15 protein-coding genes are annotated in these 11595 nt (G+C 55.2%); 12 read left to right on the plus strand and 3 right to left on the minus strand.

Going from position 1 to position 11595, the window contains the following annotated elements; translation table 11 throughout:
- Positions 1–35 precede the first annotated feature (35 nt).
- Genes fliD through CRO19_RS16650 form a run of 3 tightly spaced genes read left to right on the plus strand, consistent with a single transcriptional unit; the run spans position 36 to position 2297 of the window.
- Positions 36–1541 carry a flagellar filament capping protein FliD gene (gene fliD / locus CRO19_RS16640; protein WP_097096821.1) on the plus strand — a complete coding sequence of 502 codons (1506 nt, stop codon included), beginning with the start codon at positions 36–38 and terminating at the stop codon, positions 1539–1541.
- Positions 1542–1585: 44 nt separating this feature from the next.
- Positions 1586–1996 carry a flagellar export chaperone FliS gene (fliS, locus tag CRO19_RS16645; RefSeq protein WP_097096822.1) on the plus strand — a complete coding sequence of 137 codons (411 nt, stop codon included), beginning with the start codon at positions 1586–1588 and terminating at the stop codon, positions 1994–1996.
- On the plus strand, positions 1986–2297 hold the full coding sequence (locus tag CRO19_RS16650) for a flagellar protein FliT (protein ID WP_097096823.1): 312 nt from the start codon (positions 1986–1988) through the stop codon (positions 2295–2297). Before fliS ends, CRO19_RS16650 begins: the two co-directional genes overlap by 11 nt.
- 316 nt (positions 2298–2613) lie before the next feature.
- Here the strand turns inward: CRO19_RS16650 and CRO19_RS16655 are convergent, their stop codons facing one another.
- The 3 genes from CRO19_RS16655 to flgA all read right to left on the minus strand — a co-directional run bounded on the left by CRO19_RS16655 (position 2614) and on the right by flgA (position 4153).
- The gene (locus CRO19_RS16655; protein ID WP_097096824.1) at positions 2614–3060 is read right to left on the minus strand and encodes a flagella synthesis protein FlgN; all 447 of its coding nucleotides are present in this window, start codon (positions 3058–3060) and stop codon (positions 2614–2616) included.
- A 22-nt stretch (positions 3061–3082) separates the two neighbouring features.
- Complete coding sequence (gene flgM, locus CRO19_RS16660) at positions 3083–3376, minus strand: flagellar biosynthesis anti-sigma factor FlgM (RefSeq protein WP_097096825.1); 294 nt, start codon at positions 3374–3376, stop codon at positions 3083–3085.
- A gap of 72 nt (positions 3377–3448) precedes the next feature.
- On the minus strand, positions 3449–4153 hold the full coding sequence (flgA, locus tag CRO19_RS16665) for a flagellar basal body P-ring formation chaperone FlgA (RefSeq protein ID WP_097096826.1): 705 nt from the start codon (positions 4151–4153) through the stop codon (positions 3449–3451).
- A 257-nt stretch (positions 4154–4410) separates the two neighbouring features.
- Here flgA and flgB point away from each other — a divergent pair, with 257 nt between their 5' ends.
- From flgB to flgJ, 9 genes are read left to right on the plus strand one after another with little or no spacing between them, the layout of a single operon-like run.
- A complete protein-coding gene (gene flgB / locus CRO19_RS16670) occupies positions 4411–4824 on the plus strand; it encodes a flagellar basal body rod protein FlgB (RefSeq protein ID WP_097096827.1) in 414 nt (137 codons plus the stop codon).
- A gap of 6 nt (positions 4825–4830) precedes the next feature.
- Positions 4831–5235, plus strand: a complete 405-nt coding sequence (flgC, locus tag CRO19_RS16675; protein ID WP_097096828.1) for a flagellar basal body rod protein FlgC — start codon at positions 4831–4833, stop codon at positions 5233–5235.
- 11 nt (positions 5236–5246) lie between these two features.
- Positions 5247–5945, plus strand: coding sequence for a flagellar hook assembly protein FlgD (locus CRO19_RS16680; protein ID WP_097096829.1), 699 nt, complete (start codon positions 5247–5249; stop codon positions 5943–5945).
- A gap of 29 nt (positions 5946–5974) precedes the next feature.
- A complete protein-coding gene (flgE, locus tag CRO19_RS16685; protein WP_097096830.1) occupies positions 5975–7213 on the plus strand; it encodes a flagellar hook protein FlgE in 1239 nt (412 codons plus the stop codon).
- 11 nt (positions 7214–7224) lie between these two features.
- Complete coding sequence (locus CRO19_RS16690; RefSeq protein ID WP_097096831.1) at positions 7225–7962, plus strand: flagellar basal body rod protein FlgF; 738 nt, start codon at positions 7225–7227, stop codon at positions 7960–7962.
- Between the two features lie 21 nt (positions 7963–7983).
- On the plus strand, positions 7984–8766 hold the full coding sequence (gene flgG / locus CRO19_RS16695) for a flagellar basal-body rod protein FlgG (protein ID WP_097096832.1): 783 nt from the start codon (positions 7984–7986) through the stop codon (positions 8764–8766).
- 59 nt (positions 8767–8825) lie between these two features.
- Positions 8826–9527: a flagellar basal body L-ring protein FlgH gene (gene flgH / locus CRO19_RS16700; RefSeq protein WP_097096833.1), complete on the plus strand. Its 702-nt coding sequence runs from the start codon at positions 8826–8828 to the stop codon at positions 9525–9527.
- 7 nt (positions 9528–9534) lie between these two features.
- Entirely contained in the window at positions 9535–10656 is a 1122-nt protein-coding gene (locus CRO19_RS16705) for a flagellar basal body P-ring protein FlgI (RefSeq protein WP_097096834.1), read from the plus strand.
- Positions 10656–11591, plus strand: a complete 936-nt coding sequence (gene flgJ, locus CRO19_RS16710; protein ID WP_097096835.1) for a flagellar assembly peptidoglycan hydrolase FlgJ — start codon at positions 10656–10658, stop codon at positions 11589–11591. The genes CRO19_RS16705 and flgJ overlap by 1 nt, the downstream gene beginning before the upstream one ends.
- The last annotated feature ends 4 nt before the right edge of the window (positions 11592–11595 follow it).

Consider the following 11595-nt stretch of genomic DNA (forward strand, 5'->3'; position numbering starts at 1 on the left):
AGAACACTTCTTATATTGCTTACAGGAACCTTATTATGGCGATTGCACCAATTTCTGGCTTGGGTGGATCCGGACTCGATATTCAACAACTGCTGGGCCAGCTTGAAGCCGCAGAAAGTAAAAAGCTTAACCCCTATTTACAGAAACAAAGCAGTTATAGCGGTCAGCTCTCTGCCTGGAGCAAGATTTCCAGCTCGCTGGACGCATTAAAAACCAACCTGGGTAAACTGCAGGATGAAGGTTTTAACGGCGTCAGCATTGGCGATAACAAAGCCTTTAAAGCCACCGCAGGTAAAGGCGCCATTCCTAACAGCTACTCTGTGGCGGTGGCGCAGTTGGCCAAGTCGCACAAAATTGGTTCAGCCGCGCAGGACACCAACGATGCGCAGTTGGGTGACGGCAGCGACACGCGCACCTTAAAAATCACCGTCGGTGAAGGTCAGCCGATGGAAGTGACGCTCAAAAATGATGAGACATCGCTGGTGCAGATCGCGAAAAAAATCAACGCCCAGAACGGTGATGTCAACGCCACGGTGATGGCGGCGGAAGGCGGCAGCTTCAAACTGGTTGTCACTTCCAAGAAAACCGGTAGCGATGGCGAGATTAAGATGGAAGTCAGCGGAGATGATAAGCTGGCTGGCGTGCTGGACTATGGTCCAGGCAAAACCTCCGGCATGCAAGAAATGACCAAAGCGCTTAACGCCAAGATGTACATTGACGGAGAGCTTGTAGTACGCAGCTCAAACACCATTACCGATGCCATTGAAGGCATTACGTTTGAACTGCGTGAAGTCTCCGAAATTATCAAAGATGAAGGCGACGTTGAAAAGAACGAATATAAGCCTGAAACCCTCGCGGTAACCGCCGACACCTCCAAAGTCAAAAGCATGATTGAGGAGTTCGTCAAGCAGTACAACGCCTTCCTCAGTACCGTCTCCAGCGTGAGCGTTTATAAAGAGCCTATCAAGAACGCCGACGAGCTAGCACAGCAAAACCCCAACAACGGCGCGCTATTTGGTGATGGCACGCTGCGCCGCTTAAGCAGCCAGATAAAATCTACGACAGTGGGGAGCTATAGCGATATCAGCAAAGTTTTCCCTTCGCTGGGTAGCCTGGGCATTAGCGTTAAATTTGATGAATTTAAAGCGGGCCAGGAGAGCACCGGGACGATGGGCACGCTCACCATCGATAGCAAAAAGCTCGAAGAAGCGCTGAAAAACAACCCGAAAGAGGTGGAAGCGCTGTTCCTCGGCAAAGATGGCGCCGAAGGCCTGAAAGGCAAGATGGATGGACTGTTCAAAACCTATCTGGGCGATAACGAAGGTTACCCTAAAGTTGAGGGCGCTATCGCCACGGCGAAAAAAGGCATTGAGGCCCAGGATAAGCGTAATGAAAAGCAGATCAGCCGTATTGAAGATCTGATCAAGCAAAGCCTGGCGCGCAGCCAGAAAGAGTTCATCCGTCTTGATAAAGCGATGACAGAAATGAATAACATGAGTACCCAGCTGCAGTCTGCGCTGCTCGGTATGATGAACAGTTAATCCCCTAATTCCCGGGCAGCGCGTCTGCCCGGCAGGACAAAATGATGTACAGCAAAACCGGCAAGAATGCCTACTCTGATGTTTCCCTCGACAGCCAGGTTTCTGGCGCCACGCCGCACCAGCTCATCACCATGCTGTTGGACGGTGCGATAAATGCCATGCGCCGCGCTGAAATCTATTTTCAAACTGGCAACGTGGCGCGGCGCGGAGAGATGATTTCACGCGCGATCAACATTATCGACAACGGCCTGCGTTCCGGGCTCGACCACGAAATCGGTGGCCAGATTTCCGCCGATCTTGAGCGTTTATATGAATACGTTTCACGCAGCCTGCTGGAAGCCAGCGTCAATAAATCAGGCGAACAGTTGCCGCACCTGATCACGCTGATGGTTGATTTGTCTGAGACGTGGAAAGCCATCGAACCGCAAGCACGTCAGGTGAGCCATGCAAAATAAGATAATGGTGCAGATTATGCAGCTGCAGGAGGTAAACCAGCAGCTGCAAGCGTTGGCCAGTAAAGAAGATTGGGAGGCCTTCAGCGAGCAGATCGGTGCCTATTTAGCGCAGATGCAGGCGTTATGCCAACGCGATTTTACGCAGGAGCCGGAGACGCTCACTGCGCAGCAGCTTTCGGCGCTGCTGGCAGAAGATGCCCAGCTGCGCACTCTTATCAAATCCCGCCTCTCTATTCTCAGCCAGGATATGTCCGCAATGCGCAAATCGCGCAGCTCTTCCCAGGCGTATAACGCCGTTTAATTCTTGTCAGTTACCGGCGTGCGGTCGCCGTTGATGGCGTAATGCCGACCGGTTAGCGCCGTATCAAATCACCGCACCTTCCGTAGCGGCGCGATTTATCGCGCAATGAATTGCGCCACTACGGAAGGTGCTCTCGGTAATTTCATGGCTTATTATCAATGGCGACCCTAAAGTTTCGTAGGGTGCGCATTCATGCGCACCTGCATATACGCAATTTATTGCGCGCGTTGCCTACCGGGATAGTGATTATTCTTTTACGCCGGGCAAAAAAAACTCGCCGTGAAGGCGAGTAAATAAACATCCAGAGGTCAGGAAATCAGATACTAATATTGTATTTGCGTCCGCTCGGCAGATTATTGGATTCTCCTGCAGGGCCATAAAGTGTGCTGGTATTGTGGCCGACTTTCTCTACCACTTTTTGCATTTGCTGATTCTTCTTCATATGGCCTTGCAGCAGATGTTCCACTTGTAGATTAAGTGATTTGGTAATGCGCACGCGTTCGCTTACCAATTGCCAGCAGGCAAATAATTTGCTGTGTTGATGGTAGGGCGCTTCAAGCGCAGACTGCTGCTCCTGCTGGCGACGCAGTTCATCATAATATTGAATGGTCGACAGCAGCTGACTTTTATTATCGGTCAGGATTTGCAGTGAAACCGGGTTTATCTGCGTGCGATTTAGCTGATTGACTTCCTCAATCATAATCGCCTCTAGTTCGTCCAGAGACGTTTTCATCTGTGTCAAAATAGGAAAAAGCTTTTCCATAACTTAAAAAGGCCTGCAATTATTAAAACTGAAAGAGTTCCTGCACCAGCGATTGCGCTATTTTCTCGGGCTCAATCGGCATTTCGCCTGCGGCTAATGCGGCACGGATTTCAGCAACGCGCGCATAATTTACGTCGCGGCTGTCGTTGGTTTGAATCTGTTTGGTCAGCGCACTCAGGGTGACTTCGGTTTTATCCGCTTTTGCGCGGCCAGCAGATGACGGTTCATTATTCTGCGTCTGTGAGCGGGTGCGCATATCCTGCGTGGCGGCGATCGTGTTAATCGCTGCGGTTGCTTTGGTGCTTTCAATACTCATATTCATCCTCGCCAGTTTTAGGTGTGCCACTGCGTATAAACTAGTCATCGGTGATTGGCGAAAAAACTAAAATTATTGTTGTAAAAAAATCGTCACCTGGCCGTCTTCGTTCACTTTGCCATTGATTGTACGACCATTATTGAGCCGAACTTTTAACGTATCGTTGACCGCCGCGTTGTTCATCGCCTTGCCCTGGCTGCGAATACGCAGGCCCGCCGAGGTGGTGACCAGGTCAACGGTTTGTCCTGAGCGCAAGCGCCACTGCTGGCGCAACTGACTCTGTACTAACGGCTTTCCCAGCGCTAACCCCCGGGTCAAACGCTGACCCACAATCTCATTGGCTTCAAACACAAGTCCCAGCGGTTGCCCCTCAAGATTTCCCGTTACGCGCTTAATATCGCCTGGCTGGATGATGTCACCACCGGCCAGATCGTGGGCGGCCACCCACCAGCTGCCCTGGGCGCTGATGCGCACCGGTAGGTAGTGATTGCGCTTGCCGCAGTTGGCGATCACCGTGCGCTTGCCGGTCAGGCGCGTATCGTGTCCCGCCAGTCGCAGCTCCGGGTTTTCACATAACGCCGCCAGCTGCTGTGGCGTGGCCAGCAGCTCCACGGTGCGCACGATGTCAGTGTTCACTTCCACCTGAGGTGAAAGCAGCGCATCCAGGCGCGTTTGCAGCCGCTCAATGGCGGAGGGCGTATCCGGCACGCTGGCGATTAACGGCAGCGAACAGCAGGCCAACGCGGTAGCGAAGATTTTTACAAGAGGGATTTTCATCCGGGGTGCCTTAAATATAAAAAGAAAACGTGTGCTGTATTCAGCGTGATTAAATTATAACCGCTGATGCGTTGCTTTTAATGCGGTAAATGGCAACACCTTTGTCGCCATTTACTCGCTTCATTCCTCTCAACCCGCATTGCTTTATTTTATGAGTCTAAATGCGTTTATTTCTGTCGACTCTTCGCAGTGTGATAATTCACCGCTGCTGTCTACACTATCGCCGGTAAAATAATCTGTAGCAGGAGCCATCTTTAATGGTCAATAAACTGGACGACGCGTTTCGTTTTCAGCAGCAAGCGCTGGGTTTACTCTCGCGCCGCCAGGATATCCTGGCATCAAATATTGCCAATGCCGACACGCCGGGTTATCAGGCGCGTGACATTGATTTTACAAAGCAGTTAAAAAACGCCATGGATAATCAACAAATGGCGAAATCACCGGTCTCACTGGCATTAACGTCAGACCGGCATATTGCAGCCAAAGGAAAATTAATTGACGACGATCAATTAATGTATCGCATTCCGGATCAGCCGAGTGCCGATGGTAATACCGTGGATATGGACCGCGAGCGCGTTAATTTCGCGGATAACGGCGTGAAATATCAATCCGGGCTGACCTTCCTTGGCGCGGATATTAAGAAAATGATGACGGTATTAAACCAGGGGTAATGATCAGTGTCACTTTTCAGCATATTTGATATTTCCGGCTCGGCGATGGCGGCGCAATCACAGCGCCTCAACGTTAGCGCCAGCAACATGGCGAACGCCGACAGCGTCGTCGGTCCAGACGGCCAGCCGTATCGCGCACGTCAGGTGGTGTTCTCGGTGGAGGCACAGGCCGGTCAGGATGTCGGCGGCGTGCGGGTGAGTGACGTTGTGGAGAGCAGCGCGCCGGATCGCATGGTGTATGAGCCGGGTAATCCGCTGGCCGACCAGCAGGGCTATGTGCGCATGCCCAACGTCAACGTGGTGGATGAGATGGTGAACACCATCTCCGCCTCACGCAGCTATCAAGCCAACGTAGAAGTGATGAACTCTGCTAAGAGCCTGATGCTGAAAACCTTAACCCTTGGCCAGTAAGGACTGAGCACATGGTTTCTGCAGTAAATAACAGCGTTAACTCAGCATCATCGGGCAACGGCAGCGCCGCCGCCGATTTATCCGACAGCTTTATGCAGCTGTTGGTGGCACAGATGCAAAATCAGGATCCCACCAATCCCATGGACAACAACCAGCTCACTTCACAGCTGGCACAGTTCAATACCGCAGCGGGCATCGAGAAGCTGAATACCGCAGCGCAAAATATGCAGCAGACGATGATTTCGCTGGGAAGCATGAATGCGGCGTCATGGGTTGGGCGTAGCGTGCTGATGGAAGGGGATCCTAAGGTGACCGTGGGCCGCAATAACGAAATTCTGCCGATCGCCGATACGAACGCGACGCCAGAGTCTCAAGACTTCAACTTCTACCTGAAGAACGATGCTGACACCGTCACCGTGACGCTGACCGATGCGGAAGGCAATGCCTACACCGCAGATCTGAAAAACGTTAAGGCGGGCACCAAGAAATTCAGCCTCGACGATCTGAAAGAATTCAAACCGGCTGAACCCGCACCTGATACCGAGTACACCGTCACTTTCAGCGCCAAAAAAGGTGAGGACACCGTTGATGTCACTGGCCTGACGGCAGAGACGGTCGCGGGTGTGACCTTAACCGACGCAGGCCCGTACCTGCACCTGGTGGGTCGCGACGACATGGTTACGCTGGCCGATATTTTTGTCATCCAATAATAATCCCTCTTACTTTCTGGAATTTCATTATGAGTTTTTCTCAGGGCCTGAGCGGCCTCAATGCAGCATCTAAAGCGTTGGACGTGGTAGGCAACAACATCGCCAACTCCCAGACCGTTGGTTTCAAAGCCGGTTCGGTTTCATTTGCCGACATCTTCGCCGGTACCACCGGTTTGGGTGTGCAGGTCGCGGGCATCAACCAGGACTTCAACAGCGGCAGCCTCGCATCAACCGGACGCGATCTGGATATCGCGATCGATGGCAAAGGCTTTTTCCGTTTTGTGAACGAAGGTGGCAGCGTGTTCTACGGCCGTAATGGCCAGTTCAATACCGATGAAAAGGGCAACGTCATCAACAGTTCCGGCATGTACCTGACCGGCTACCAGGCCACGGGCACACCGCCGAAAATTGAGCCAGGCGCGCCGATTGGCCCGATCCGCATTCCTACCGATGATATGCAGCCAGAAGCCTCAACCGCCGGCACGCTCACGGGCAATCTGAAAGCCGATGACGACAAGGTGATCGCCAGCGCCTTTAATGCGGAAGACCCAAGCACCTATAACTTCGTCAGCCAGATCGAAGCCACCGACAGCCTGGGCAGCAAGCACACCGTCAAAGTCTATTTCGTCCAGACCTCGCCGGGTGAGTGGAAAGCCTATGCGGGTGATGAAACGTCACCCCGGATGGACACGGGTTCACCGCCGAAGCCTATCTATTCAGAGATGCAGCTGAAGTTTGATGCCAGCGGCAACCTGATCCCTGGCACCACCGTCCCCGCTGGCGGCGTCATGAACATTACGGGTGCTGCGCTCAACGGCGCCAACGCACTTAATCTGCAGCTTGATTTAAAAGCGCTGACGAAAAATGCCAGTGACAGCCTGGTGAAACTCGGCGAAATCGATGGTCAGGCACCGGGTAAATACCAGAACTTTAAGATTGGCGATAACGGCGAAGTGGTTGCCACCTACAGCAACGGTAAGCGTCAAACCGTGGCGCAGATCGTGCTGGCCGATTTCCCCAATACCAGCGGTTTGCAGTCGGAAGGTAACAACGTCTGGTCAGAATCATCGAGCTCAGGTCAGCCGTTCCTCGGCGCGTCCGGCACCGGCAGTTTTGGTGACGTCAACGGCAGCATGCTGGAGCAGTCGAATGTCGATATGGGCGCGGAGATGGTCAACATGATCGTTTATCAGCGTAACTACCAGTCGAACTCGCAAACCATTAAAACCCAGTCTGAGCTGTTGCAGACGCTGGTTAACCTGCGTTAAGGACGGCCTGAATGGATCGCGCAATATATACCGCCATGAGCGCCGCCAACGCCTCGCTCAATCGCCAGGCGGTTACCTCCAACAATCTGGCGAACAGCTCAACGGCCGGTTTCCGCGCGCAGCTGGCGGCGTTCCGCGCTGTTCCAGTGGCAGGCGAAAGCCTCAACACCCGTGCGCTGGTGGCGGAATCAACGCCGTTCCACGACGAGAGCATGGGCCCCATCACCCACACCGGACGCAACCTGGACGTGGCGCTGCCACAGAACGGTTGGCTGGCGGTGGAAATGCCGGACGGCAGCGAAGCCTATACCCGCAACGGCACCATTGAGGTGGATAACCAGGGCGCGCTGAGCGTCGGTGGTCGTCCACTGATGGGCGATGGCGCGGCGTTAACCGTGCCGCCGCAGTCGGAAGTGACCATTGGCGCGGACGGCACCATCTCCGCGCTGGGCGGCGGTGACGATGCCACCGCGCTGGTGCAGGTCGGCCGCCTGAAAATGGTCAATGCGGAAATGAGCAGCCTGCTGCACGGCGATGATGGCCTGTTCCGTTCCGCAGCGGCGGGCGCGCTGGCGCAGGATGAGCAGCTGCGCCTCAGCCCCGAAGCACTGGAAGGCAGCAACGTCAGCCCGGTTAAGGCGATGGCAGAGATGATCGCTAACTCGCGTGGCTTCGATATGAACATGAAAGTGATTCGTACCGCCGACGAAAATGCCCAAAAGGCTAACCAGTTACTGAGCGTCGGCTAAGCCGCGCCAAGGAGCATCAACATGATTCGTTCTTTATGGATCGCAAAAACCGGTCTGGAAGCACAGCAGACCAACATGGACGTTATCTCCAACAACCTGGCGAACGTGAATACCAACGGCTTTAAGCGTCAGCGTGCGGTATTTCAGGATCTGCTGTACCAAACCATGCGTCAGCCTGGCGCGCAGGCTTCTGAAGGGAGTTCGCTGCCAAGCGGCCTGCAGCTTGGTACCGGCGTGCGTCCCGTCTCGACCCAGCGTGTTCACACGCAGGGCGGACTGAACCAGACCGGCAATGAGACCGATGTGGCGATCGAGGGTAAAGGTTTCTTCCAGGTGCAGTTGCCGGATGGCAGCACCGCTTACACCCGCGATGGCCATTTCGATAAAAATGAGAACGGCCAGCTGGTGAATGCCGAAGGCCACCCGGTGCAGCCGGGCATCACCGTACCGGCGGATGCCAAGAAACTGGAAATCAGCGCCGACGGTATTGTCAGCGCCACCGTGCCTGGCCAGGCGCAGCCACAGCAAATTGGTCAGCTGACGCTGGCGACCTTCGTCAATGACGCCGGTCTGGAGAGCATTGGCGGCAACCTGTACCGCGAAACCCAGTCGTCCGGTGCGCCAAATGAGCTGAACCCGGGCCTGGAAGATGCCGGTACGTTGAAGCAGAGCTACATCGAAACCTCCAACGTCAACGTGGCCGAAGAGCTGGTGAACATGATTCAGGTTCAGCGCGCTTACGAGATCAACAGTAAAGCGGTATCCGCCTCGGATCAGATGCTGCAGCGTCTTTCTCAGCTGTAATTTCCCTCTCCGGGCGCGGCCTGCAACATCCGCCACGCCCGGACTATTACGACATTGAAATGAAAACTTCTTTCTATACCTTGCCGCCGGTTGCGGTCATCGCCTGTGCACTGCTGCTGAGCGGTTGCGCCCACATCATGCAGAAACCGCTGGTCACCGGCCCCACCTCGGCCGCGCCGACGCCGATGGCGACGACGGTCACCAGCGGTTCGCTGTTCCAGGCGGGCCAGTCGATGAATTATGGCTATCAGCCGATGTTTGAGGATCGCCGCCCGCGTAACGTCGGCGACACGCTGACGGTGCTGCTGCAGGAAAACGTCAGCGCCAGCAAAAGCTCTTCTGCCAGCGCCAATCGTGACGGCTCTGCCGGTGCGGGCCTCACCGCCTTGCCGGGTAAGCTCAAAGGCTGGCTGGGTAATGGCAAAGCAGATTTTGACGCCAGCGGCAGCAACGATTTCTCCGGTAAAGGCGGCGCGGCAGCGCGTAATACCTTCACCGGCACCATTACCGTTACGGTCAACCAGCTGTTGCCGAACGGCAATTTGCAAGTGGTGGGCGAAAAGCAGATCGCCATTAATCAGGGCACCGAGTTCATTCGTTTCTCTGGCGTGATTAACCCGCGCACCATCAGCGGCAATAACACCGTGCCATCGACCCAGGTGGCCGATGCGCGTATCGAATATGTCGGAAACGGCTATATCAACGAAGCGCAGAATATGGGCTGGCTGCAGCGCTTCTTCCTGAACCTTTCTCCATTCTGATACGGCAATGAAAAAAGAATCCCTGTTTGTATTTTTTAGCATCCTGCTCATCGCCTGTACGGTGATGCTGCCGGGTGCGGCGAAGGCAGAACGCGTGCGCGATCTGGCTACGGTGCAGGGCGTGCGTTCTAACGCCCTGATGGGCTACGGCCTGATTGTGGGTCTGGATGGCACGGGCGACCAGACCATGCAGGCGCCCTTTACCGGCCAAAGCCTGAATAACATGCTGTCGCAGCTCGGCATTACCGTGCCGCCGGGTACCAATATGCAGCTGAAAAACATCGCGGCGGTGATGGTGACGGCAGAGCTGCCACCGTTTGCTCGTTCCGGCGATAAGCTGGATATCGTGGTCTCTTCGCTGGGTAATGCGAAAAGTCTGCGCGGCGGAACGCTGCTGATGACGCCGCTGAAAGGCGCGGATAACCAAATCTACGCCATCGCACAGGGCAACGTGCTGATCTCCGGCGCGGGTGCTTCCGCAGGCGGCAGCCGCGTGCAGGTTAACCAGCTCAACGGCGGGCGCATCAGCTCGGGCGCCACGGTTGAGCGCGAAATACCCAATGATTTTGCCAGCCAGAACGTGGTGCGTTTGCAGCTGAATGAATCCGATTTCTCGCTGGCGCAACTGATCAGCGATGAGATCAACCGTCGCTATAACGGCGGCGCGGCCATTCCTGAAGATGCACGTACCATTCGCCTGTTTGCCCCGGCCACCGGCCCAGAGCGCGTACGCTTCCTTGCGGCGGTTCAGGATATTCCGGTACGCGTTAGCGTGCAGGATGCCAAAGTGATCGTAAATTCGCGCACCGGTTCGGTGGTGATGAACCGGCATGTTTCGCTGGATGCCTGCGCCGTGGCGCACGGTGCGCTGACGGTGGAAGTGACGCAAAACAATGTGGTCAGCCAGCCGGACACGCCGTTTGGCGGTGGGCAAACGGTGGTCACGCCGCAAACCGATATCTCGGTGCGTGATAACGGCGGTTCATTGCAAAGCGTACGCAGCAGCACCGATCTCAATACCGTGGTGCGCGCGCTGAACACGCTGGGTGCCACGCCGAATGAGCTGATGTCGATTCTTGAGGCGATGAAAAACGCCGGTTGCCTGCGGGCGAAACTGGAGATCAATTAATGGATGCGATGGATAAGTTTGATCGGCCAGCCTTTGATGTGCGCTCGCTGGATAAGCTGAAACGGGAGGCCGGGCGGCAGTCGCCCGGCGCCTTAAAAGCCGCGGCGCAGCAGATGGAGGGCATTTTCGTGCAGATGATGATGAAAAGTATGCGCGATGCCACCATCAAAGACGATCTGCTGCATAGCCAGTCGTCGGAGATGTTTACCGCCATGCACGATCAACAAGTTGCACAAAACATCGCCGAGGGAGGACAGCTCGGCTTTGCCGATCTTATCGTCCGCCAGCTCGGCGGTGAGAGTGAAAAACATAACCTCAGCGCACCCGGCAGCGATCCGGTGTCACTGGCGGCAGGCAAGCCCACCGCCTTCGCGCGTGCCGCCACCGGACCGGTACGTTTACCGGCACCGGTATCGTTTGGTAACCAGAACATCAGCGGCAACAACTTTATTGCCAAGCTGATGCGTCCGGCGCAGGCGGCCGCGCAGCAGAGTGGCGTGCATCCGCATCTGATTCTGGCGCAGGCCGCGCTGGAATCGGGCTGGGGCCAGCGTGAAATTCCGGCCGCCGATGGCAGCCCAAGCCACAACCTGTTCGGCATTAAGGCGACCGGCGACTGGAAAGGTAAAACGGCTGAGATCACCACCACCGAATATATCAACGGCGTGAAGCAGAAAGTGAAAGCCGCCTTCCGCGTATACGACTCCTACGAACATGCGCTGGCAGATTACGCGAAGTTATTGACCAACAATCCACGCTACAGCCGTGTGGTGAATTCCACCACGGCGGAGCAGGGCGCGAAAGCGCTGCAGGCGGGCGGTTATGCCACCGATCCGGCCTACGCAACCAAACTCATCAATATTATTCAAAAGGTCAAAGGGGATATTCAGCAGGGCGTTTCAGCCTATAAAACTGACCTGGCGCAATTATTTTGAAGAA

Source organism: Candidatus Pantoea floridensis, from assembly GCF_900215435.1.
GTDB lineage: Bacteria > Pseudomonadota > Gammaproteobacteria > Enterobacterales > Enterobacteriaceae > Pantoea > Pantoea floridensis.

Bases quoted from the DNA above. Each gene is read 5' to 3' on its own strand.
- fliD (WP_097096821.1), top strand. From the start codon at position 36: ATGGCGATTGCACCAATTTCTGGCTTGGGTGGATCCGGACTCGATATT.
- fliS (WP_097096822.1), top strand. From the start codon at position 1,586: ATGTACAGCAAAACCGGCAAGAATGCCTACTCTGATGTTTCCCTCGAC.
- CRO19_RS16650 (WP_097096823.1), top strand. From the start codon at position 1,986: ATGCAAAATAAGATAATGGTGCAGATTATGCAGCTGCAGGAGGTAAAC.
- CRO19_RS16655 (WP_097096824.1), bottom strand. From the start codon at position 3,060: ATGGAAAAGCTTTTTCCTATTTTGACACAGATGAAAACGTCTCTGGAC.
- flgM (WP_097096825.1), bottom strand. From the start codon at position 3,376: ATGAGTATTGAAAGCACCAAAGCAACCGCAGCGATTAACACGATCGCC.
- flgA (WP_097096826.1), bottom strand. From the start codon at position 4,153: ATGAAAATCCCTCTTGTAAAAATCTTCGCTACCGCGTTGGCCTGCTGT.
- flgB (WP_097096827.1), top strand. From the start codon at position 4,411: ATGGTCAATAAACTGGACGACGCGTTTCGTTTTCAGCAGCAAGCGCTG.
- CRO19_RS16680 (WP_097096829.1), top strand. From the start codon at position 5,247: ATGGTTTCTGCAGTAAATAACAGCGTTAACTCAGCATCATCGGGCAAC.
- flgE (WP_097096830.1), top strand. From the start codon at position 5,975: ATGAGTTTTTCTCAGGGCCTGAGCGGCCTCAATGCAGCATCTAAAGCG.
- CRO19_RS16690 (WP_097096831.1), top strand. From the start codon at position 7,225: ATGGATCGCGCAATATATACCGCCATGAGCGCCGCCAACGCCTCGCTC.
- flgG (WP_097096832.1), top strand. From the start codon at position 7,984: ATGATTCGTTCTTTATGGATCGCAAAAACCGGTCTGGAAGCACAGCAG.
- flgH (WP_097096833.1), top strand. From the start codon at position 8,826: ATGAAAACTTCTTTCTATACCTTGCCGCCGGTTGCGGTCATCGCCTGT.
- CRO19_RS16705 (WP_097096834.1), top strand. From the start codon at position 9,535: ATGAAAAAAGAATCCCTGTTTGTATTTTTTAGCATCCTGCTCATCGCC.
- flgJ (WP_097096835.1), top strand. From the start codon at position 10,656: ATGGATGCGATGGATAAGTTTGATCGGCCAGCCTTTGATGTGCGCTCG.